This window comes from Streptomyces sp. NBC_00667 (genome assembly GCF_036226825.1).
Lineage (GTDB): Bacteria > Actinomycetota > Actinomycetes > Streptomycetales > Streptomycetaceae > Streptomyces.
Window position 1 is genome coordinate 6,896,627 of record NZ_CP109022.1, and the last position, 22,347, is coordinate 6,918,973.

A 22,347-nucleotide genomic window follows, 5' to 3' on the forward strand; every position below is an offset into this window, starting at 1 on the left:
GCGCGAACCGCCGGTGTGCACGATGGTGGGGGCATGGGTGCGCCCCACCAGATGAGCGAGGCCGCATTCCGGTCGCTCTATCGCGAACTGCGCGACAAGGCGCCCGGCGGCCGGGCGCCCCGGGGAGCCCTGGTCACCCTCACCCCCGAACGGACCCTGGCAGCCGTCCGCGAGGTCCGCTCCGGCCGTACGGTCTCGCTCGCCGCGCCCCTGGACACCCGCGAGGGACCCGACAACCCCGAACCGGCCGTGCACCGGCTCACCGCCCCCGCCGGCGGCGTCCCGGACCCGCACGGCCTCCAGTTCGCCCGGGACCGCGTCGCCCTGAACATCCACGGCGACGCCGACAGCCACATCGACGCGCTCTGCCACGTCATCTACGACGGCACCCTGCACGGCCGCGTGCCCGCGGCCGACGTCCTGTCCCCGGACGGATCGGGGGCCCTGACCATCGACCTGGCCCGCGACGGGATCGTGGGCCGGGGCGTGCTCCTGGACATCCCGCGTCTGCACGGCACCGAGTGGCTCGAGCCGGGATCGCACGTCACCGCCGGGGACCTCGCCGCCGCCGAGGCGCGACAGGGAGTACGGGTCGGCGCGGGCGACATCCTCCTCGTACGCATCGGGCACCGCCGCAGGCGCGAGGAACTCGGTGCCTGGGACGCGACCGCCGCGCGGGCCGGGCTCCATCCGACGGCTCTGCGTCATGCGGCCGACCGCCGGGTCGCCGTCCTCGGCAGCGACGGCAACAACGACACGGCCCCCAGCGCCGTGCGGGGCGTCGCGTACCCGGTGCACGTACTGGCCATCCACGCCATGGGACTGCACCTGCTCGACTACCTGCGGTTCGAGGAACTGGCGCGCCTCTGCGCGGACGAGGGGCGCTGGTCGTTCCTCTGCGTGATCGCGCCGCTACGACTGCCGGCGGCGACCGGTTCCCCCGTCAATCCGCTGGCGGTCCTGTGACCGGCCCGGGGGAGCGGAGCCCCGGCCGAGCCGACTCGCCGGGCCACACGTGCGGGGCTACGTTGTAGATGCGAGCGCAGTGGATGCGAGCGGACCCAACTCACCTGACAGGAGCACACCGTGCTCCGGAGACGGTGGCGGCATGACCGAGGCGCGGCAGTACGACGTCATCATCATCGGGACGGGTGCCGGCGGCGGCACGCTCGCCCACCGCCTGGCACCCACCGGAAAACGGATCCTCCTCCTCGAACGCGGCGACTACCTGCCGCGCGAACGGGACAACTGGGACTCCACCCAGGTCTTCGTCAAGGCGAAGTACCGCGCACCGGAGTTCTGGTACGACCGGCACGGAAAGCGGTTCCCGCCCGAGGTGAACTACTACGTCGGCGGCAACACCAAGTTCTACGGCGCCGCGCTGTTCCGCCTGCGCCCCGAGGACTTCGGCGAGATCCGCCACCATGACGGCATCTCGCCCGCCTGGCCACTGGACTACGGCGACCTGGAGCCGTACTACACGCAGGCCGAGCACCTCTACCTCGTCCACGGCAGGCACGGCGAGGACCCCACCGAAGGGCCGGCCAGTGCCCCGTACGCGTACCCGCCCGTGCGACACGAGCCGCGCATCCAGCAGTTGAGCGACGACCTGGAGAAGCGGGGCCTGCACCCCTTTCATCTCCCGATCGGGGTGAATCTGCTGCAGGACGAGCAAGGGCGGGCGGCGCACGGCAGCGCCTGCATCCGCTGCGACCGTGTGGACGGCTTCCCCTGCCTGATGGGAGCGAAGTCGGACGCCCAGGTCATCTGTGTGGACCCGGCCCTGGAACACGCCAACGTCGAACTGCTCACCCGCGCCGATGTGCGGCGGCTCGAAACGGACGCCAACGGGCGCAGCGTCACCACGGTCGTCGCGGAACTGGGGGACGGTTCGACCGTCCGGTTCGCCGCCGACATCGTGGTCGTGGCCTGTGGGGCGGTCAACTCCGCCGCCCTGCTGCTGCGTTCGGCAGACGACCGGCACCCTCGCGGCCTGGCCAACAGCTCGGACGTGGTCGGTCGGCACTACATGCGGCACAACAACCTGGCCCTGATGGCGGTCTCCAAGGAACCGAACCCCACCAGGTTCCAGAAGACCCTGGCGCTGCACGACTGGTACCTGGGATCCGACGACTGGGACTACCCCCTCGGCGGCATCCAGATGCTCGGCAAATCCGACTCCGAGCAGATCCACGGCGAGGCACCCCGCTGGGCCGGCGCCGTCACCCCGGACATGCCCTTCGAAGTGCTCGCACACCACGCCGTCGACTTCTGGCTGTGCGGTGAGGACCTGCCGACGCCGGACAACCGGGTCACCCTCGACGGGGACGGCGGCATCCACCTCGCCCTCGACGAGAAGAACAACATCGCCGGCCTGGACCGGCTGCGGGGCAAACTGCAGCACATGCTCGGTCATCTGGGCATGCACGAACACCATCTGTTGTCACACAGCATCTACCTGCACAAGGGCATGCCCATCGGCGCCACGGCCCATCAGGCCGGCACCGTCCGCTTCGGCCACGACCCGCAGAGCTCCGCCCTGGACGTCGACTGCAAGGCCCACGACCTCGACAACCTCTACGTCGTTGACACGAGCTTCTTCCCGAGCATCGGCGCGGTCAACCCCTCGCTGACGGCGATCGCCAACGCCCTGCGCGTGGGGGACCACCTCGCGGAGCGACTGCGATGACCGGGCGCCGCCGAGCCGCGACGGCCGGGCACGACTGAGGCGTCCGGAGGAGGAGAGACATGGACCGTTACCCGCCCATCGCCGAGCACGGACTCGTGGGGGATCTGCAGACCGCCGCCCTGGTGTCGTCCAAGGGAGTCGTCGACTGGTTCGCGGCACCACGATTCGATTCCCCCAGCATCTTCGCCTCGCTGCTCGACCACGACGGGGGCGGCTACTTCCTGCTCGCACCGGAACAGGGCGACGGCACGTGGAAACAGCTCTACTACCCGGACACGGCGGTCGTGGTGACCCGCTTCATGTCACCCGACGGGGTCGGGGAGACCATCGACTACATGCCGGTCCACCGGGGTCTCACCGCGTCCGACCGGCACACCCTGGTGCGTGCGATCCGCACGGTACGCGGCACCGTGAACTTCACCCTCGAATGCCGCCCCCGGTTCGACTACGCGCGGGCGACCCACCGACTCGACGTGGCGGGGAACACGGCGACCTTCCGGGCCCCCGGGGTCACCGCGTTCCTGCAGAGCACCTTCCCGCTCGAACGCGACGGCCGGGACGTCCGGGCGTCGATCACGCTCCACGCGGGTGAGGTGGCGGCGGCGGTGTTCACCACCGACGCCGAGGACGGAGCGGCGCCGCAGCCCCCGGACGGCGACCGGATCACCGAGGAGATCTGGGAACAGATCGACTACTGGCAGAAGTGGGTGCGCACTTCGCGCTATCACGGCCGCTGGGCGGAGATGGTGTACCGCTCGGCCATCACGCTCAAGCTCCTCACCTACGCCCCCTCGGGCGCGCCGGTCGCGGCCGCCACCATGGGCCTTCCCGAGCAGGTCGGCGGCGAGCGCAACTGGGACTACCGCTTCACCTGGGTACGGGACGGGTCCCTGTCCGTGCGTGCCCTGCTCGACCTCGGCTTCGTGGAGGAGGCGACCCGCTTCACCCACTGGCTCGGCGACCGCCTGAGCGCCCATGAGGGTCGCGACGGGGAGCCGCTCCAGATCATGTACCGGGTCGACGGTGACCCTCACCTGACCGAGGAGATCCTCGAACACTTCGAGGGCTACCAGGGCTCGTACCCCGTCCGGGCCGGAAACGCGGCCATGGACCAGTTGCAACTCGACATCTACGGCGAGGCGCTGTACGCCCTGTCACAGGGCCGCGAGGTCGCCGGACAAGCCGACTACCAGGGCTGGAAGGCGCTCGCCCGGACCCTGGACTGGCTCGCCGACTCCTGGGACCGGCCCGACGAGGGCATCTGGGAGACCCGGGGCGGCCGCAAGGACTTCACCTACAGCCGCGTGATGTGCTGGGCCGCCTTCGACCGCGGAATCAAGATCGCCGCCGACTTCAGCAGGCCGGCGGACACCGCCCTGTGGACCAAGGCCCGCGACGACATCCTCGAACAGGTCATGGAACGCGGCTGGAGCGACAAGGAACGGTCCCTGGTCCAGCATTACGGCAGCCACGTCCTCGACGCCTCGCTGTTGCTGGTTCCCCGGGTCGGGTTCCTCGCGCCGAGGAGCGCGAGCTGGCTGTCCACGCTCGACGCCATGGACCGCGTCCTGGTCTCCGACAGCCTGGTCTACCGGTACGACCCCCAGGCCTCTCCCGACGGTCTGCGCGGCTCGGAAGGGACCTTCAGCCTCTGCACGTTCCTCTACGTCGACGCCCTCGCCCGCGCCGGACGGCTGCCGCAGGCCCGCTACACCTTCGAGAAGATGCACACGTACGCCAACCACGTCGGTCTCTTCGCGGAGGAGATCGGCCCCAGCGGCGAGCAACTCGGCAACTTCCCCCAGGCTTTCACCCACCTGTCGCTCATCATGGCGGCGACCACTCTGAACGAGGCACTCGATGCCCTCCACCGCTGAACACGGCTTCCCGGACGGGGCCGCCGATCCGCGGGTCCCCGCGTGACCGGGGAGCGCTTCGGGACCCGCCCGGGCAGAGGTCGTTCAGCCGTCGTTCATCCGGGGCCACGACCGGACGTGGGCGCGACTTTCCGGCCCCGGGGCGAACGTGCGGTGGACCCACCCTGCCGACCGGCAGACCGGGACGACCGAAGGCGCGCCGTGGCCGGCGCCGACGCCTTCAGGGGCGGTCTGGCCGCCGGCGATTCGGGGCTGACCGGTCTGGTCCAGGCGCCGGTCACCGACAAGACCTGCTGTACTTGCACAAGCAGCCGCAGAACGCCGATTACCAGGACTACCTGGCCCACGCCCGGGACCTCGCCGCGGTCCTAGGCTGATCGTTACCACCAGCCCATCGGCCTGAGGGCTGTCCCGCAAACGCTGGGCGGGTTGCACCCAGGCGAGCCCCGGGATGCCCGCGAGCCTGCAACAGGACATCTGTGGCAGCCTGCCGACATGCCATGGGAACTCAAGGAACACGCAGGTCGCCACTACGCCGTCCTGTTCCACTACGCCTTGCCCGACGACGCCTGGTCCGTGGAACTGAGCGAAGCCAAGCCGGCATCGGCCGAGGGGGCCGCGACCCCCGACGCCGCGGTGGCCCACTTGCCCGGCCCTGCCTTCTTGGTGACACACGTCCCGGACGAGGATCCGAACCTGCAACCGACTGTCCGCTTCTGGAGCCCTGACGGTCGCGTCGTCCCCTACGAGGTGATGCGCTGGTACATGGAGCACGTGGCCGATCAGGTAGAACGCTGCCGCGTCGCATTCGAGCAGGGGGAACCCGAAGCAGTGGAATGAGCACCCCAGCCATGCGAGATCGTCTCACGCTCGGCCTGCGGTTACGTGACGACTCTCAACCGATCCCGGTAGCCGTCGAGGCCAGCGACAGCAGTAGGGCTCCGAGTGCACCCGCAGCGCCGTAGAGTCGCAGCTTGTACCGATCATCGCGTTGGCGGGCATGCAGCGCGGTGGCCCCGGCGAAGGCCAGCCCGCCGATGATGAACCACGGCCCCCACAGGTAGAGGTACCAATCGGTCAGCGGAGCCAGATCTGGCGCAACCGAGACTGCCCCGGCCTTGACCAGCACACCGTGGACGACGAAGAGGCCGCCATGCCACATGAGCAGGGTCGCCGCGCCACCACCGCAGAACACGATGAGCCGGCTGATCCGCAAGCCCCGCGGTCGCGTCAGGCCGAGGCCGACCAGCGCGCCGAAGAGCTTCAGGAAGCCGGTTACCACCAGGACGGCCACGAACCACGGCACGCCGTCGCGAGCGAGCTTCACCAAGGACGGCGCCACCGTCGACTGCGCGCCGAAGGCATTGCCCGTCGCCCAGACGAAACTGGGTACCGCGAACAAGATCCCCCATGCCGCAGCGGCGTAGCCAGGCCAATTGCTCAGGTGGAGTCGAATTGTCCGGTGGGGGAGGGGACGCATCGCGTCGTCCGGGGAAGGCATGAGTGACATGACTCGATCATGGTTCGCACCGCGATGACCGTACGTCATCCGCAGGGAGGATCCGCCTCCCCCATGAGAGCTACCTCTCGGCACCCGAGCTACGACCGACCACTGGCACCTCGCCCAGGCCGGCGAGTGACGCGTCGCACGCCAAGCAGCAGGTCGCCGGCCGCGTGCGTCGAGTCGGCCGGCGCCGAGCCTGTGGGCCGGCCGTGGCACGCTCGCCGGTTCCGTGCTATCAGGCGGCGGGGCGCTGGCGGGTGCCGGTGGCGACTTGGTGGTGGGCGGTCGGCTCGGGGCTGGTGGGGCTGCCCTGCTGGTACCTGGGCGGGGCGGTGGAGTTCCCCGATGTGCACCCGGACCAGGTGGCCATCCTGGCCCGTCGCCGGGACCTGGCCGCGCTTTTGGACCGGCACGTGCCCCGGGGCCGGACCAGGCCGCCCGCCGCCTCGGCGTCAGCCGCGCCGACTTCGACTCCCGGCGCCAAAAGGGACCGGGGAGCACCGGATGCGGCTGTTGCCGGGCGAGCGGGACCCGGGGCCGAGCCCGGGGCCTGGCCGCAGAGGCCGGCGGAGGTGCCTCCCGTTCGCGCGAACACAGGCCCCGGTCCAGGCGGAGCACTTCCCCAGGTCCTGAGAGCGATACCACCGCCCCGCTTGTGGTGTCGCTCCGTTACTCGCCGCGCTGCTGCTCGGTGTCGAGTTGTTGTCGGGCGGCGGCGATGCGTCGGTTTGCGGTGTAGGGGCTGATGTTGTCGCGGGCGGCGAGCTCGGTGGTGGTCGGCACGCGGGTGCCGGTGGCGATCGGTCAGGGCTTGGATGGAGGTGGCCGTTGCGGCGGCGCGGTGGTCGCCGGCGTGGCGGCGGCTGGTGTTCTCTTGGCGGGGCCACCAGCGGAGGCCGTAGAGCTCGACGCCGGGGGAGAGGTACCCCGTCGCGGCGTGCGCGCGGACCGTGCCCGCGGTGACGCCGAGGACGGCGCCCGCCTCGGTGTCGGTGAGGAGGTCGTCGGGGTGCTCGACGGGCTCCGGGAGGGGGGCAGGGGGGCGGCCGCCGAGTTGAAGGCCGCGGGCGCGCAACTGGAGGAGAGCTGCGGCGCGGGCTGGGGGCGAGGGGAGGTCCAGTGGAGCAGGCGGCGTGCGCTGCACACGGTCGCACAGAGCCTCGTATCGCGCGTGGACCACCTGCTCGGCTTCGTGCAGGCCAACCCCCAGCGGTCGCAGCGCCTCACAGACGGACTTGACCGCCAGCAGTCGGCGGTCGCGCAGCACGTCGGCATCGACCTCTCGGCAGGCCCGTTCCTCCAGGTAGGCCCACCAGTCGCTCACTGGGCCACGAGCCGGGATCTCAGGGTGCGCGTCACAGGTTCGAACGTACGTCAGGACTCGGTGCCCACCCCGGCCGTCCCTTGCTGGTGCTCTCGAATCTCGTGGACAAAACCACCGCAGGGGATGGCTCGCGGTCTGGGCGGCGTCGACCGCTGCAGGAGGGCCGGGGCCCGGCGTTGTCGCAGCGGAGACTCACGCAGATGTCGTTTGTACGGCATTCTCGATGGTGGGCTGGAAGGTGAAAATGCTCTCCAGTCCGATGATGCGGAAGATGCGTCGCAGGTTGTCGTTCACGCCTACGAGGGTGAGCGGACAATTCGCGCTTTGCGCATGCTGGTAGGCCGTAATGAGTACGGTCACTCCGGTGGAGTCGCAATATTCCAAACCGGTCAGGTCCATCACCAGGTGGTCATCCGGTGCGAGCCGTATAGCACCCAGGGGACCGGAAAGCTGGGGTGCGGTGTGGTGATCGAGGTCCCCGGTCACCGTCAGCACGGTGGCGCCGGAAGAGTGGGTGTTTCGGGTGACGGCAAGGGTTCCTTCGGTCACCGGTTTCTCCTATGCAGAGGTTGTCGTGCAGTGGTGACGGGCGGGGTCGGGCACACGCCGGCGTCGCCCACCCCGAGTCGCTCCCCTGCCATGCAACCAGTGCGGCTGTGAGCTTCGGCGGTACTCGCCGTGCCACCGCCCATCCGTCTGCCCGCGCGCCGGGAGGCAGACGTGGTCTGCATATCCTACACAGCGCGCCCACGGGGATGCTGCCGTTTCGAAACGGCAGGAACGGGGACGAGCGGCTACGTGCACATGGGGAGCTGCGGCGTGCCGCGGTTGGCGCCGGCCTGCGGATGCAGCCCGGGTGAAAGGGTGGCAGTGGTGGGGTGCGAAGGCACTGAGCGCGGTCCGGCGTCGGCGGCTCTGGACGAAGTGTTCGCCTGCGATGCGGAAGTGGGCCGGGACCTCGCCGCGGTGAACTGGGCTGCTACCCCGTTGGGCGAGCCGGGGGGCTGGCCGCAGAGTCTGCGTACCGCGGTGAGCATCCTGCTTTCTTCGCGGTTTCCCATGTGGATGGCCTGGGGACCGCACCTTACGTTCTTCTGCAACGCGGCCTACCGGCGCGACACTTTGGGTCGCAAATACCCTTGGGCGTTGGGAAGGCGGGCAAGCGAGGTCTGGGCCGAGATCTGGAACGACATCGGTCCTCGCATCGACAACGTCCTCAGCAGGGGCGAGGCCACGTGGGACCAGGCGCTGCTGTTGTTTCTGGAACGCTCCGGCTTCACCGAGGAGACGTACCACACCTTCTCGTACAGCCCGCTGCGCGACGACGACGGCACGATCGTCGGGATGCTGTGCGTGGTCAGCGAGGAGACGGAGCGGGTGATCGGTGAGCGGCGGATGGCCACGTTGCGGGACCTCGGCTCCGATCCCAGCGCGGTACTCACCGAGCAGGAGATGCTCGCCTTCGCAGGCCGGCAGATGCGGCACAACGCCCGTGATCTGCCTTTCACGCTGACCTATCTGTTCGAGGACGCGGACACGGCGCGGTTGGCGGCGACCACCGGCATCGATGCCGGGCACGCGGCGGCGCCGCTGGTGCTCTCGGCCGACGACGCGTCCGCGCGGTGGCCGCTCCGGGCGGCAGCCTTGGGGGAGACGACGGTGACGACACTGCAGGACGCGGCATCGACCGATCTCCCGAGTGGTCCGTGGCCCGAGCCTCCCACGCGCGCGCTTGTCGTGCCGCTGCTCGGGAAAGGCAGTGCCCCGTATGGCTTCCTCGTGGCCGGCGTGAACCGGTACCGGCCCTTGGACGACGGCTACCGTGGCTTTGTGGAACTGGTTGCCGGTCATCTCGCCGCCGGTATCGCGAGCGCCCGCAGCTACCAGGCCCAGCAGAAGCGGGCCGAGGAACTCGCCGAATTGGACCGCGCCAAAACGACGTTCTTCTCCAACATCAGCCACGAGTTCCGCACCCCTCTCACACTGATCATGGGCCCCCTGGAAGAGCTCCGCAGCCGTCTGATCGACGACCCCCAGTCCTATGAAGATGTGGAGATCATCCACCGCAACGGACTACGGCTCGGCAAGCTCGTCAACGCCCTCCTCGACTTCTCCCGTATCGAGGCCGGCCGCATGCAGGCAAGTTGTGAGCCCGTGGACCTCGCCACGTTCACGGCCGAGTTGGCAGGCGTGTTCCGATCAGCCATCGACAAGGCCGGTCTGAGGTACGACGTCGACTGCCCGCCCCTGGGGCAAGAGGTGTACATCGACCGCCAGATGTGGGAAAAGGTCGTCCTCAACCTCCTCAGCAACGCACTGAAGTTCACCTTCGACGGGTCGATCGGCGTCAGCGTGAGAAAGGAGGCAACCGAGGTCGTCGTCACCGTCTCGGACACCGGTATCGGTGTGGCCGCCGAAGAGATGCCGCGCCTCTTCGAGCGCTTCCACCGCATCGAAAGCGCCCGCTCCCGCTCCAACGAAGGCAGTGGCATCGGTTTGGCCCTCGTCCAAGAACTGGTGGGCCTGCACGGCGGCACCATCACAGCCGACAGCACCGAGGGAGTCGGCACCTCCTTCACCATCCGCTTGCCCTTCGGCACCGCGCACCTGCCCCCTGACTCAGCCGTGCGCGAGGGCGCGACCGCCGCGGCCGGCCCCCGTGCTTCCAGCGCCTACACGGCAGAGGCGCTGCGCTGGTTGCCCAGCGACCGCACCGCGCCGGCGCAGAAGGAGACCACCGAAACAGACGAGGTTTCGGCCGCTGACACCGGGGCGGTGCCCACGCGCGTACTCATCGCCGACGACAACGCCGACATGCGCGAGTACCTCGCCCGTCTGCTGACCGGCGCCGGCTACGAAGTCCAGGGCGTCACCGACGGGATGGAAGCCCTCGACGCCATCCGCACGCACATGCCCGACCTCGTCGTCAGCGACGTGATGATGCCCCGTCTCGACGGCCTCGCCCTCGTCGCAGCGCTGCGCACCGACCCTCGTACCGCGGCCGTACCCGTCCTGCTGCTATCGGCCAGGGCCGGGCAGGAAGCCTCCATCGAAGGCCTTCAGGCCGGCGCCGACGACTACCTGGTCAAACCCTTCGCAGCCGCCGAACTCCTCGCCCGAATCCGCGCGAACGTCGAACTCGCGCGGCTGCGCAACCACCACGCCCGCTGGCGTACCGCTCTGGTGGACTCCCTACAAGAGGCGTTCTTCGTCTGTGACGAGACCGGCGCCATCACCGAAATCAACTCCACCTTCACCGACATCCTCGGGTACGGCACCGAGGGCCTGCCCTACACACCCATCCACCCATGGTGGCCGGACGCAAGCATCGACCCCGACGCACATCGGCAGGTGGAGAAGGCCTTCGCCCAATTGCTGGGGCACCAGAGGGGCTCCTACTCCATCCCCGTCACCCACCGGGACGGACACCGGGTGTGGGTCCGTGCGACCTTCGCCCAAGCCAAAGACCCCGCCACCGGCCGCAACATCATCGTCGGCACCTTCCGCGACATCACCGCCGAGCACTACGCCATCCAGCGCGAAACCGCGCTCGCAGCCCTCAGCACTCGACTGTCCAAAGCCGGCAGCCTGACCGAAGCACTCACCGGCGCCCTCAGCGAACTCAAAGCCCTGTGGCGGGCTGAACACGTCCTGGCGGCCGTTTTCCCACGCCATAACGAACCGATCGTGACGTCCACCGCAGGACCGACCCACTGGCAGCAACTGTCCCCCGAACACCGCCACCTGCTGACGGACCAGCGCCGGCAATCCACCCTCACCGCAGCAGCGCGCGGCAGCGGAGCCGGCGTCACCCTCGAACACCCCGACGGCCCCCTTGCGCTGTGGATCGACCTCGGCGACAGCCGCCCGTTCACCGGCGAAGACGAACTCCTGCTGTCACTCCTGGCAGGTCACCTCACACAGGGACTGGCCCGCGCCCACCACAACGACCAGCAGCGCGAAACAGCCCTTGCCCTCCAGCGGGCCATCCTCGGCCCCTCCGAGCTACCCGCAGGCTTCGCCGTACGCTACGAGCCCGCCACCCCGCCCCTCGAAGTGGGTGGGGACTGGTACGACACCGTCACCCTGCCCGACGGACGCATCGGCATCGTCGTCGGCGACTGCGTCGGCCGAGGCCTGAAAGCAGCCGCTGTCATGGGCCAACTGCGCAGCGCCTGCCGTGCACTCCTCCTGCAGAACCCCCGCCCCGCCCAGGTCCTCACGGCGCTGGACCACTTCGCCGCCGGCATCCCCGGAGCCCTGTGCACCACAGTCTTCTGCGGCATCCTCGACCCGGAAAGCGGCCACCTCATCTACTCCAGCGCCGGACACCCGCCCGGCATCCTCGCCCGCCCCGACGGCGCGACCTGCCTCCTCGAAGACGGCCGCTCCACCCCCCTGGCCATCACCCCGGGCGCGGCACGCCCCGAAGGCACATGCACCATGGCCGCCCGCGACACCCTGCTGCTCTACACCGACGGACTGGTCGAACGCCGCCGCCGCCCACTGACCGACGGCATCCACCAAGCCGGTCGAGCACTCCAGGAAGGACGCGACACCCCCATCGACGACCTCGCCGGCGACGTCATGACCAGCCTGGCGCCAGCCGACGGCTACGACGACGACGTCGCACTCCTGCTATACCGATACCCCGCCCCCCTGGACATCAGCTTCCCCGCCGAATCCGCCCAGCTGGCCCCGGTCCGCCAAGCCCTACGCGGGTGGCTCGACCGGTGCGCCCTGCCCCCGCACACCGTCCAGAACGCCTTGGTCGCCGCCGGGGAAGCATGTGCCAATGCCATCGAACACGGCCACCGCCACACCCCCGGCGACACCGTCCGCCTACGAGCAGAAACCCTCACCGACGCACTCCACCTCACCGTCACAGACACCGGCCGCTGGAAAACACCACAACCCGAGGCCAACCCCCACCGGGGCCGCGGCGTCACCCTCATGCGCGCCTTGATGCAGACCGTCCACATCACATCCGACCAAGCCGGTACCACCGTCGACATGCACACGAGGATCACCTGATGACCACCCCTCTCGCCCTCACCACCGCGCGCCGACCGGATGACACGACAGTCCTCAAGGCCGTCGGGGAAATCGACATGAGTAACACCGACACGCTCACCTCAGCTCTCGATTCCCTTCCAGGCAAACTGCTCGTTGACCTCACCGAAGTCGAATACCTCGACAGCGCCGGCGTGAGCGTCCTGTTCACTCATGCCGGCCGAATCGAAATCATCGCCACCCCGCTGCTGATTCCCGTACTGACGATCTCCGGTCTCGCCGACCTCGCCACCGTCCACGAACGCGGAGCGTGATGCGAGCCAGACCCGGCTCCCCACTCCACGAGCCCCTACCTCCCCGACCTCGCTCTACGACGACCGCCGACTGCTCGTAGAAGCCTCCTCCTCAGACCGACAGTGCTACGCCGATGGCGAGGGATTCGATGACGCTGGCGATGCCGGTGGCATGGCGGGCGGCAGCTGTCCGCCAGCGTTCGAGGCCGGTGGTTTACGGCAGGCCGGACTTCCAGATGCTCACGCAGTTCCGGATACCGGTCGGGGTCGTCGAGCAGCAGCACGGCGCTCAGCCGTGTCTCTGCTCGCACGGCATTGCTGATCCGACCGGCGAGGCTGCAATCGGGCGACCCTCGGCGCGCAGAGCGAGAGTGGCGCGGTCCAGGGCTGCCGGCCCTCGATGGTGTCTCGGCAGAAGGTGCAGCAGGTGGTGTGCGGGTCGATTGCGAGGGTGGCGGGGTCGCGGGCCTGTTCCCAGACACGGGCAAGGGGCCCCGGACCGGGGCGGGGCGTCCGCCCCACACACCCGACAGCGTGGGCGCCGACAAGACGTACAGCAACCGGGCCGCCCATGCCTACCTGCGCCGGCGCGCATCCGACGCGTGATTCGCTGTCGGTAACAACCTTGCGGACCACGTCTTCGGCCAGAGCGACCACCAGGCCGCGAACAAGGGCCCCCGACCTCGGTGGAGGTGGCCGCTGGGGCGAGCCCGCGGCGCGGCTGCGAATCCGCTGAGGCGTCAGCCCTCCGCGCTCTCAGGCGTGACCGCGTAGGTGCGGACCGGGTCGAGGTGCAGTTCGTAGGGCCCAAAGCAGTCCGCGGCAAGTGTGGCGCACCGTGCTCCACAGGGGCAGGCCCGGTTGGGGCCCTCGGTTCCGTTCGGCCCGCAGCATCCGGTGACTCGTCAGGCGTGCATGCGGCCTGGCGGAGCGTACGCACCGCCGCTTGAGGCAGTAGATACAGATTCCAACAGGTCACCCGCATTGGTCCGGACGGGGGCAGATTTAGAAACGTCCGCCATGAAGGCGAACCCGCTCGCCCTTGATGGCGCTGGGACATGGAGTCCCCGGGCCGTGCGTAAGCTGTCCGGAGATCGCACAGAGGCCGGTATTCAGTCTTGAGGCTGCCCTCATTTCTGCTCTTGCCATCCGTCGTCCTGCTTCCATAACTCACCCTTTCGAGCGGAAGGTTCAGCAATGACCACGATTACCACCGCCGACGGCACAGAGATCTTCTACAAGGACTGGGGGCCGCGTGACGGCCAGCCGGTGGTTTTCCACCACGGATGGCCGCTGAGTGCGGATGACTGGGACAACCAGATGCTGTTCTTCCTGTCGCACGGCTACCGTGTGATCGCGCACGATCGCCGGGGTCACGGCCGTTCCACCCAGACCTCGACCGGCCACGACATGGACACCTATGCGGCCGATGTCGTCACGCTGACCGATGCTCTCGACCTCCGAAACGCCTTCCATATCGGCCACTCGACCGGCGGCGGCGAGGTGGCACGGTACGCAGCGCGCGCCAAGGCCGGACGAGTGGCCAAGGCGGTGCTGGTCGGCGCGGTGCCGCCGATCATGGTCAAGTCTGACAAGAATCCTGGCGGCACGCCGATCGACGTCTTCGACGGGTTCCGCGCAGCACTCACCGCCAATCGGGCGCAGTTCTACATCGATGTCCCTACGGGCCCGTTCTACGGCTTCAACAGGCCGGGCGCGGAGGTCTCGCAGGGCCTGATCGACAACTGGTGGCGCCAGGGCATGATGGGCGCGGCCAACGCCCATTACGAGTGCATCAAAGCCTTCTCCGAGACGGACTTCACCGAGGACCTCAAGAAGATCGACATCCCCGTTCTGGTCTGCCATGGCACAGGAGATCAGATCGTCCCCTACGAGGACTCCGGACCGCTTACCGCGAAACTCCTCAAGAACGGAACCCTCAAGAGCTACGAGGGCTACCCGCATGGGATGCTGCAGGTCCACCCGGACGTCCTAAACCCCGACATCCTCGCCTTCCTGAAGTCCTGACGGTGCTTTTCGCCTGAACCACTATCGGGGAGCGCATCGAGTCGTGATCGATCGGCGCTTCGGGAGAAATCTTTGATCCAGATCATCGACGCACGCAGGTGGAGGCCGGCGAGGTAGCTTTCGGGGGTCTTGTCGGACCGTGGCGGCGACGCCTCGCCAGGCCTTGAGCTTGTTGATCAGGCGCTCGACGGTGTTCCTCTCTGAGTAGAGGTCGGCGTCGTGGCTGACGGGCCGGCCGCCTCGGAGCCCTTCTTCTTGCGGTTGGCGGCCCCGCGCAGCAGCTCGTTGACCTTCGCCCCGGTACAGCAGGGCTCGCCGCCGACGCCGCGGCCGCCGCCTGGAGGTCGAGCTGCGCGAAGCCGTCCGGATCGCGGCCCGCGCCAACCACGTCCAGGTGCCGCGAGACCTCGGCGGCTTGGACCAGGCCGCGGCCGAAAGGGGACGAAGCCGTACGCGACGAGCTCCGCGCGGGTGGGTACGTCCAGGCCGACGTCGACCCCTGGCTCGCCCACGCCCTGGCCGCGCACCACGGGCACTGCCGCGACCCGGCCGCTCGCGAGGCCGCTGCAGGTCTTCTGACCCGCCTAAACTCGCCGGCCGGCGGCGCTCAGGTTGAGCCGGCCGGCGGCGATGGCCAGTCCTGCGAAAAGCACCGCTGCCGAACCGATCAGGGCGATCCCCTCGGCCAGGCCTGCATGGTCCACGTCCGGCGTTCGCGGAGGTACCCAGCCGGACGGATCTACCAGGAGGTCCTGGGTCCGGCCAACGTCGGAGGGGCCGAAGCAGCCCGCATGTCCTTCGAGCGTGGCGTGCGGCAGGGGCAGGCCGTCCGTGCGGCGCAGGTCGCATTTCCAACTCACGCGCCCGGACTTGTCCCTGGAGCTGTGGGCGTCGGTCACGACCACCGGGGTACGCACTCCGCGCAGGACCAGCACCCCGGTCCCAACCACCGGCCTGGATGCCACCAGCAGCCCGATCTCCAGTACGAGGGCCGGACCGATCAGCCACCAAGTGGGCCGCAGCCCGGCCACCACGCCGAGACCGGCGACGAGCACCACGAACCCCGTGATCATGCCGAGCGCGCCGTAGTCCGGATTGTTCGCGACAATCGCCAGGCTGATCAGGGCGCACGGCGTGGCGATCGCGGCCGTCATGCTGAGGCGCGTCACCCTCCGGGAGGACATCCCGGCGGTGCGCCGTTTGCCGCGCCTCTTCCCGCCGGTTGCCCGACGGCCCGACTTCGCGGGAACCTGACCCCCGCCGCGCCCGTCACTCATCCCCTGCCCCCCCGCCAACGAGCGGGACAGTCTGGCGGAACAGCGAGGCGCGGGAAAGGCCGTAGCCCCCCGAAACCGACGTCGCTCCGCCGGCGCGACGAGAAGCGGCCGGCCTACGTGCGGTGCTCCTCCTCCCGTGCGCTTCCTCGCGATCGGAGCCGGGCTCTTTCGATCACCATCGGCCGGCGCACGGCCGAGGACTGACGCGGTGTCTCGGCAGGCGCGCGGCTGCGTCCGGCCACGACAAGGCACTCGCAGGGCCGTTGGGGTGACAGCCGTGCGGCGCCCGACGTAGGACCCGTCACAGGGCTGCCCGAGCGGGCAGGGATGATGCGCTCTTCCCGTCCGGTCCCAGCAGCGAAATGGAGCATTCCGTGAGTGCAGACATGTGGAGCCACAACCCCGAGTCGAACTACACGCCGGGCACCCGCCTGATCGGTTTCAAGGTCGAATCCAGTGACGGCCACATCGGCAAGGTCGACGAGCACACCGAGGACGTCGACGCGTCGTACATCGTCGTGGACACCGGACCGTGGATCTTCGGCAAGCACGTCCTGATCCCTGCCGGCACCATCGTCCGCGTCGACATGAACGACGAGAAGGTCCACATCAACCTCACCAAGGACCAGATCAAGAATTCGCCCGAATACGACAAGGAGAAGCACCGCGGCGACGCGGCTTACCGCGGCCGGCTCGACCAGTACTACGGCCACGACCACAGCTGACCCCGGCCACCGGCTGCCGCTGCGGCTCCCACCAGGAGAGCCGTAGCACCCGAGCCGGCGTGGGGCCGTGTTGCGTAGAACATGAGCGGGCAGGCGGCCGGGACCGCGCCTTCAGGACACCGACCGTAGGCCTGGCGGCGGGCAGCGCGCGGCCACCCGGGTGCTTGTGTCAGCGCGCCACCGACCACGGCTGCGGCGTCGTCGTGCTGGATGCCTCCGTGATCAGCTTCGCCGGCTCCTGGTGAGGTGCCACTGCCTTGCCGCGCCAGGCGGCCGTGAGCCGGTCGGCGATCCGGCCGATCGGCTCCTCCCACCTTCGGATATGCCACGGACCCGGGGGCGGGCTGCGGGTGCTCGGAGTCATGTGCGCTGGGCGCCGTCGCAGTCGCTCAGTTTCCGCATGGGCTCCGTTCCCGGCTCCTGCGCGGCAGGGCGGTCAGGACAGGCGGATCCAGCCCTGGGCGTTCGCATGGCTCGGCTGGGCGAGGACAGGGGAGTCCTTGTCGATGCCAGTGGTGGTGAATACCAGTCCGGTCTGTGGGTTGATGAACCGGAAGGTGCCGTTCTTCCGGGTGAGGGTCCACTTCTGAGAGGCGTCGGCCGGATTGAAGGGCTTGGCGGTCACCGCGCCGTAGGCAATGGTCGGGGCCGTGAGGGTCAAGGGCTGGGCGCACCTATCGGACACCTTCACGGTGCCGTCCCCGTTCGCTTCGATCTCCACAGCGACGAGTTGAACGCCGTGCCGAACTGGCTGACGCGTACGCTCGCCGGGGCGGTTGCCGTGCAGCCGCCGGCGCGGTCCAGCCCCCACCGTCCGCCGTTGCTGAGACCGTGTGTCTTGCCGTCGCCGACCATGCGGTGGTCGACAGCGGAGGGTTCGCGTTGGGGCGGGTGGTGTCGAAGTACTGCGTCGGGTGGGATAAAGCCTGTTCGTTCGCCGTTCGAGCTGCGGCTTTCCGCCGCCGGCTGACCGGAACGGAGCGCCGGAGGGCCCAAGAATTGGTTTGCCGACCCGGTGGCTGTGTGTCACCGTTCGGCGGGGACCGGCAGTTGATCATCGACGGCCGGTCAATGTCGACATGTCGGCGGCCTCTTGGGGATTCACCGGAGAGGTGACGAAACGATGGGAACCGGTGCCGTGGGGAACAGTTACGAGGACGAGTGTCGCCGGTCGTTGGCCGAGGAGCAGGCGAAGAGCCTTGCCGCGACCAACGGCTGGGAACATGTGGACAGGGAGCGGGTCCACCAGGACTGGGACGTCCTGTACCGGGAGATCACGGCTTTCCTGGACGGCGGCGCCCTGCCCGCAGACCAGCAGATCCAGGAGCTCGTCCGCAGGCACTTCGACATCGTCTGCCGGTTCTACACCCCCTCCAGGGACGCTTACGTCGGCATGTCGCTCTTCTACGCCGAGGACGGGGCCATGAGGGCGTTCCACGATTCTTACCACCCCGCGATGGTGGAGTTCATGGGCGCCGCGATCAAGGTGTTCGCCGAGCAGGGGAGCGGGTTCGCCCCCAGCGCAGGGGCCTCGGCGTAGTCGGGCGACACGGGCCAGGCCATGCACGGGCGGGTGCGCACGGACCGGGGCCCGGGCGCACCCCCCAAGGGGTAGGGCGGGGTTCAGGCCGAGGGGCTGCGGCAGCCCCTGGCGTGCTCTTTGACCGCCGCGACGGGGTCGCGGGGTGGTCGACTTCTTGCTCCGGGACGTGGTGGGGCCCGTCTTGCGGGGTGTGGGGAAGTGCCGGCAGGTGACGGCTCGACGCCCCCGGCTCCCGGACCGCTCAGCCGGCCCGGGAGCCCGCGGGCACAGCTAGGGCCTGTTGTGAAAGTGGGTGCTGGGGCCGTACTGGCTCATGGCGTCGGTTGTTGTGCTCCTGCTGCTCGGAGGACTTCGGCGGTGGGGTGGGGTCCGTCACCCGCGCATTCCAGTGGGGTCCTGCCTGTGCCGAGGTCTTCGCTGAGGTGGGGATCGGCGCCATGTGCCAACAGTTGCTGGACCGTTTCGGTGTGCCCCCAGCACGCGGCTGCACACAGTGGTGTGCCCTCCGGGCCGGGACCGGCGCTTTCCGCGTCAGGGGAAGCGCCGGCTTCCATGAGCAGGCGGTTAATTTCGGTCTCACCCTGGACAGATGCCAGATACAGCGGTGTCGTGCCGTCGCTGTTTCTTCCCTCCGGACACGCTCCACTGCGCAACTGAGCACGGTGGGTGGGTGGGGCCCAGATGGTCAGCTTTAACGTTCTGCGGCCGACACTGGCCAGAAGCGGCTCGGCAGCATCATCGTCATCGCGGTGTGCTCCGGAGCGATGAGCAAGGGGAAGAGCGACTCACTCAACGCCCGGCCGGGAAGGTGCCTGCGGGCGACGATGATGTCGGTGCAGTAGACGGCGGCACTGCCGGTGAGCCGCCGCGGGACCTCCAACCGCATCTCCCGGTCCATCTCGCTGGCAAGCATGCGCGAGAACGCGTCAAGATCCGGATCTCGCTGCCGGGTCCCTTCAACTGGTACAGCTTCCGTGCGATGTCGAGGAGCAGGTCCGGGCTGTCGTCAAACACCGAGGTGTCTGGGCTGTAGATCACGGCAGCCGGTAGGTCGTGCCAGCCGCGTACGAACAGATCACTGTTCGCTTGCACGAGGGCGCCCCAGACCAGGCGGCCCTCGGCCAGTAGCAGGTCCTGGGCCTTCAAGATCTCCGCCAGCGGGTCCTCGCGCTCCACCCAGTCGGACCTGGGTATGCGCAGGTATCTGAACTTGTCGAACCAGGAGAAGCTACGCGGTGCCTCTCCGAGTGAGGCCCTGCACTGGGCGATGGCTGTTGTTGATCTCGTCACGCCGCAGAGCGTAGCCACCAATCTCAGCACCCTGAGCCCGGGCCCCGCGTCCCGGCGAGCTCCGCGACACCCAGTGTCTCGGTTCTGAACATCAACGGTGCGCGTGCTGAGCCTGGCGGGCTGCCTGGCCCACGCCCCCTAAATTTCCCATCCCTCCGTGCAGAACGTGGGCTGACTACTGACCTTGAAGTCGTCTTGTCGTAGGGGCTGACGTTTGATGATCGTCGCGGTATGCCGGATGTATGAGGTATCCGCAGGGTGGGGGTCTGACCGCGGAGAGGCAAGCGTTCCGTGAGCGGGTCCGGATGGAAGCGGTCGGGATGTTCGCCGAGGGGCGGGGCAGCACGGAGATCGCGAAGGAGTTACGGGTCAGCGTCCGATCCGTGCAGCGATGGCGCCGGGCCTGGCGGGAGGCCGGCCGGGACGGAATCCGTTCCCTCGGCCCGGCGTCCCGGCCGAAGCTGAGCGTGATGCTGTTCGCCGTGCTCGAGGAGGAGCTGGCCAAGGGCCCGATCGCGCACGGCTGGCCTGATCAGCGGTGGACGTTGTCCAGGATCAAAACGCTGATCGGCAGGCGGTTCCACAAGAGCATGACGTTATCGGGGATCTCGCAGATGCTGCGGCGCCATGGCTGGAGCCATCAGGTTCCGGCCCGTCGTGCCCTCGAGCGCGATGAGGCAGCCGTGGCCGGCTGGGTGAAGGACGTGTGGCCGCACCTGGAACCACCGCGGCGGCGCTCGGGGCCTGGCTCGTCTTCGAGGATGAGGCAGGATTCTCGATGACGCCGCCGACCTCACGCACCTGGGGCAAACGCGGGACCACCCCGGTCATCCGGGTCCGGGGGCGTTCCCAGCGCCGTTTCTCCATCGCAGCCCTGTGCTGCTACAAACCCGGTGAACGCTCCCGCCTGATCTACCGGCCCAAACGGCACACCGATCACAAGAACGGGGGCCGCAAGAGCTTTGCGTGGGCCGAGTACCGCGACCTCCTCATCGCAGCCCACCAGCAGCTCGGAGGGCCGATCGTCCTCGTCTGGGACAATTTGAACGTCCACAAGGACCGGCGGATGCGCGAGTTCATCGACACCCACGACTGGGTCGTGGCCTACCACCTGCCGCCCTACGCACCTGATCTCAACCCGGTTGAGGGCATCTGGTCAGTGCTCCGCCGGACCAGCCAGGCCAACACCGCCTTCGCCGACCCCGACGACCTCATCCGCCGACTACGACTCGGTCTCCGCCAGATCCAGTATCGAAGCGACGTCATCGACGGCTGCCTCGCCGCAACCGGCCTCACACTCACGACATCACGCCTACAACCTCAGTAACGGCGGCGTCCCCGGCTCTCGTCGTGTTCAGGACCAGCTGGAGCCCGTCCCAGACGGCCGCTGCGCTGGGGCAGAAGCGCAGCCCCAGGTCGTGGTCCTCGATGTGCTGGATGATGGCCGCATCGAGGGCGGAGGGGCTCACGCCGACGAGCGGGATACCGGCGTGGAGGACCTGGGGTCCAGTGCGGCCGTAGGAAGTCACAGCGCCCAGGCGGGGAACGCCATCAGGATGCCGCCAGTAGTGTGCGCTCACCCCAGCCTTTTCGAACCGGTCCTCACTGAGATGCCACTGCCCGGGCCGGCCGAGCGACCAGTGAGGAAAGTGGCCGAGCCGGGCTGCCGGCGTCTCGCCGTCCAGGGCGGCCGGCACCTCGCCCGGGCTCATCCCGAACTGGAGCGGGCCGACCCTCTCCAGCGGTACCCACTCCCAGAGCGGGCGCTCATGGCCGGGTACCACCGGCCAGGCCCCCGGGTTCCTTGCCCGTTCACGGACGTTACGCCAATGAGTGACGGGGGCGGTCGCGTAGGGGTCGTGGGCCAAGCCGGGGCCGACGAGCAGGGCAGAGGTCACCATCGTGTCCTTCTGCTCCAGCCAGCCCTCGGCCGACAGCCCCAGTTCCTGCCCCGTTCCCAGGGACAACCCCCACGCAGGTATCTCCGGGTCACCGCTCCAGTTCACCCGCACCACGGCGTCCTGAGACCGGGCAAGGTCATGGATATCAGCGCGGAGCTCGGAGGGGACCCGGCCGATCAGCTCCACCTCGCCAACCCTGACCAGAGGGCCTTCCAGGGCATGGACCGCCACGGCGACGAGGATCTTCCCGCGGTCGAAGATGCAGGTCAGTCCCGTCCTTTGATAGTCCTGCCAGAAGATTCCGTCGGCTGCGATCTGCCCGTTGCCGGCAAGCGGTCCGCCCAAGGCGGCCTTCACCTCGTCGGAGTCCATCCCGAACCGCAGCGGACCCACCCCCACCAACGGATCCAACACCCACCGCGGACGGTCCTCCGTCTTTCTGCGCAACCAGCTCACTCCAGCCCCTCCCCAAAGCGGACACACCACCTGCTGATCATGAACTGAGACTAAAAGACCCCTCTGACAGGCCCGACCACCCGTCTGGGCTCGATCCCGATACGCCGGTAGTGGCAGCCCACCGCAGCCTCATCAAGCGGGGCTGGTCCTGAGCATCGAAGTTGTCCATTCGGGCCACCTACCGTGCCCGGTCACACCGGCCTGAGGCGGTGAGCTGGGAGTCCGACACGAGGGAAAGGCTGTGGTGGTCGTGGTGCGACCGGTGTGGGCCGGAGAACCACGGCTACCGGCGCTCCTGTTCACCCCGTTTCAAGAAGCTACAACGGCGCCGCCGCTCGCGGCTGTGCTGCGCGCGAGCTCACAGCGTCCCTGGGAAGCCCCCGACATGACGGACGACCGCCGTGGATTCCACGAACGGCTCGCTGTC

Annotated in this window: 17 protein-coding genes and 1 pseudogene; 10 read left to right on the forward strand and 8 right to left on the reverse strand. The window is 68.8% G+C overall.

Annotated features, from left to right (window positions below):
- Positions 1-33: 33 nt before the first annotated feature.
- From OHA81_RS31250 to OHA81_RS31265, 4 genes are all read left to right on the forward strand, one after another.
- Complete coding sequence (locus tag OHA81_RS31250) at positions 34-966, forward strand: cyclase family protein (protein ID WP_329201529.1); 933 nt, start codon at positions 34-36, stop codon at positions 964-966.
- Positions 967-1,108: 142 nt separating this feature from the next.
- Complete coding sequence (locus OHA81_RS31255; RefSeq protein WP_329201531.1) at positions 1,109-2,689, forward strand: GMC family oxidoreductase; 1,581 nt, start codon at positions 1,109-1,111, stop codon at positions 2,687-2,689.
- 59 nt (positions 2,690-2,748) lie between these two features.
- Positions 2,749-4,566 (forward strand): glycoside hydrolase family 15 protein, encoded by a 1,818-nt coding sequence (locus tag OHA81_RS31260; RefSeq protein WP_329201533.1) that lies wholly within the window; start codon positions 2,749-2,751, stop codon positions 4,564-4,566.
- Positions 4,567-5,061: 495 nt separating this feature from the next.
- A complete protein-coding gene (locus OHA81_RS31265) occupies positions 5,062-5,406 on the forward strand; it encodes a hypothetical protein (protein ID WP_329201535.1) in 345 nt (114 codons plus the stop codon).
- Positions 5,407-5,461: 55 nt separating this feature from the next.
- Here OHA81_RS31265 and OHA81_RS31270 read toward each other — a convergent pair whose 3' ends face one another.
- The gene (locus OHA81_RS31270) at positions 5,462-6,076 is read right to left on the reverse strand and encodes a DUF3995 domain-containing protein (protein ID WP_329201537.1); all 615 of its coding nucleotides are present in this window, start codon (positions 6,074-6,076) and stop codon (positions 5,462-5,464) included.
- 1,510 nt (positions 6,077-7,586) lie between these two features.
- Positions 7,587-7,943, reverse strand: a complete 357-nt coding sequence (locus OHA81_RS31275; protein WP_329201538.1) for an STAS domain-containing protein — start codon at positions 7,941-7,943, stop codon at positions 7,587-7,589.
- Positions 7,944-8,453: 510 nt separating this feature from the next.
- Here OHA81_RS31275 and OHA81_RS31280 point away from each other — a divergent pair.
- The 3 genes from OHA81_RS31280 (at position 8,454) to OHA81_RS31295 (ending at position 14,728) form a co-directional block, all read left to right on the forward strand.
- Positions 8,454-12,428 (forward strand): SpoIIE family protein phosphatase, encoded by a 3,975-nt coding sequence (locus OHA81_RS31280; protein WP_329202634.1) that lies wholly within the window; start codon positions 8,454-8,456, stop codon positions 12,426-12,428.
- Positions 12,428-12,721, forward strand: coding sequence for an STAS domain-containing protein (locus tag OHA81_RS31285; protein WP_329201540.1), 294 nt, complete (start codon positions 12,428-12,430; stop codon positions 12,719-12,721). The genes OHA81_RS31280 and OHA81_RS31285 overlap by 1 nt, the downstream gene beginning before the upstream one ends.
- 1,176 nt (positions 12,722-13,897) lie before the next feature.
- Complete coding sequence (locus tag OHA81_RS31295) at positions 13,898-14,728, forward strand: alpha/beta fold hydrolase (protein ID WP_329201542.1); 831 nt, start codon at positions 13,898-13,900, stop codon at positions 14,726-14,728.
- A 50-nt stretch (positions 14,729-14,778) separates the two neighbouring features.
- Here OHA81_RS31295 and OHA81_RS34695 read toward each other — a convergent pair.
- Positions 14,779-14,997: pseudogene (locus OHA81_RS34695) on the reverse strand (hypothetical protein); the annotation flags it as partial.
- Between the two features lie 315 nt (positions 14,998-15,312).
- A complete protein-coding gene (locus OHA81_RS31305; RefSeq protein ID WP_329201543.1) occupies positions 15,313-15,882 on the reverse strand; it encodes a hypothetical protein in 570 nt (189 codons plus the stop codon).
- A gap of 497 nt (positions 15,883-16,379) precedes the next feature.
- Here OHA81_RS31305 and OHA81_RS31310 point away from each other — a divergent pair, with 497 nt between their 5' ends.
- On the forward strand, positions 16,380-16,730 hold the full coding sequence (locus tag OHA81_RS31310) for a PRC-barrel domain-containing protein (protein ID WP_329201545.1): 351 nt from the start codon (positions 16,380-16,382) through the stop codon (positions 16,728-16,730).
- Between the two features lie 436 nt (positions 16,731-17,166).
- On the opposite strand, the gene OHA81_RS31315 is transcribed toward OHA81_RS31310, so the two are convergent.
- Positions 17,167-17,451 (reverse strand): hypothetical protein, encoded by a 285-nt coding sequence (locus OHA81_RS31315; protein WP_329201547.1) that lies wholly within the window; start codon positions 17,449-17,451, stop codon positions 17,167-17,169.
- A 402-nt stretch (positions 17,452-17,853) separates the two neighbouring features.
- Between OHA81_RS31315 and OHA81_RS31320 the strand changes: the two genes are divergently transcribed.
- Complete coding sequence (locus OHA81_RS31320) at positions 17,854-18,270, forward strand: TipAS antibiotic-recognition domain-containing protein (protein ID WP_329201549.1); 417 nt, start codon at positions 17,854-17,856, stop codon at positions 18,268-18,270.
- Positions 18,271-18,584: 314 nt separating this feature from the next.
- Here OHA81_RS31320 and OHA81_RS31325 read toward each other — a convergent pair whose 3' ends face one another.
- Both OHA81_RS31325 and OHA81_RS31330 read right to left on the reverse strand, forming a co-directional pair.
- Positions 18,585-18,962 (reverse strand): ankyrin repeat domain-containing protein, encoded by a 378-nt coding sequence (locus OHA81_RS31325; RefSeq protein ID WP_329202635.1) that lies wholly within the window; start codon positions 18,960-18,962, stop codon positions 18,585-18,587.
- 2 nt (positions 18,963-18,964) lie between these two features.
- Positions 18,965-19,186, reverse strand: coding sequence for a hypothetical protein (locus tag OHA81_RS31330; RefSeq protein WP_329201551.1), 222 nt, complete (start codon positions 19,184-19,186; stop codon positions 18,965-18,967).
- 619 nt (positions 19,187-19,805) lie between these two features.
- On the opposite strand from OHA81_RS31330, the gene OHA81_RS34700 reads away from it, so the two are divergent.
- A protein-coding gene (locus tag OHA81_RS34700; RefSeq protein ID WP_443056727.1) for an IS630 family transposase occupies positions 19,806-20,890 on the forward strand; the annotation gives its coding sequence in 2 pieces (ribosomal slippage) (positions 19,806-20,249 and positions 20,252-20,890; 1,083 coding nt in all).
- On the opposite strand, the gene OHA81_RS31345 is transcribed toward OHA81_RS34700, so the two are convergent.
- Positions 20,862-21,920, reverse strand: coding sequence for a hypothetical protein (locus OHA81_RS31345; RefSeq protein WP_329201557.1), 1,059 nt, complete (start codon positions 21,918-21,920; stop codon positions 20,862-20,864). The genes OHA81_RS34700 and OHA81_RS31345 overlap by 29 nt on opposite strands.
- Between the last annotated feature and the right edge of the window lie 427 nt (positions 21,921-22,347).

Excerpts from the sequence above, each read along its gene's own strand:
- OHA81_RS31250 (WP_329201529.1), top strand. The coding sequence starts at position 34 with ATGGGTGCGCCCCACCAGATGAGCGAGGCCGCATTCCGGTCGCTCTAT.
- OHA81_RS31255 (WP_329201531.1), top strand. The coding sequence starts at position 1,109 with ATGACCGAGGCGCGGCAGTACGACGTCATCATCATCGGGACGGGTGCC.
- OHA81_RS31260 (WP_329201533.1), top strand. The coding sequence starts at position 2,749 with ATGGACCGTTACCCGCCCATCGCCGAGCACGGACTCGTGGGGGATCTG.
- OHA81_RS31265 (WP_329201535.1), top strand. The coding sequence starts at position 5,062 with ATGCCATGGGAACTCAAGGAACACGCAGGTCGCCACTACGCCGTCCTG.
- OHA81_RS31270 (WP_329201537.1), bottom strand. The coding sequence starts at position 6,076 with ATGTCACTCATGCCTTCCCCGGACGACGCGATGCGTCCCCTCCCCCAC.
- OHA81_RS31280 (WP_329202634.1), top strand. The coding sequence starts at position 8,454 with ATGTGGATGGCCTGGGGACCGCACCTTACGTTCTTCTGCAACGCGGCC.
- OHA81_RS31285 (WP_329201540.1), top strand. The coding sequence starts at position 12,428 with ATGACCACCCCTCTCGCCCTCACCACCGCGCGCCGACCGGATGACACG.
- OHA81_RS31295 (WP_329201542.1), top strand. The coding sequence starts at position 13,898 with ATGACCACGATTACCACCGCCGACGGCACAGAGATCTTCTACAAGGAC.
- OHA81_RS31305 (WP_329201543.1), bottom strand. The coding sequence starts at position 15,882 with ATGACGGCCGCGATCGCCACGCCGTGCGCCCTGATCAGCCTGGCGATT.
- OHA81_RS31320 (WP_329201549.1), top strand. The coding sequence starts at position 17,854 with ATGGGAACCGGTGCCGTGGGGAACAGTTACGAGGACGAGTGTCGCCGG.
- OHA81_RS31330 (WP_329201551.1), bottom strand. The coding sequence starts at position 19,186 with ATGCTTGCCAGCGAGATGGACCGGGAGATGCGGTTGGAGGTCCCGCGG.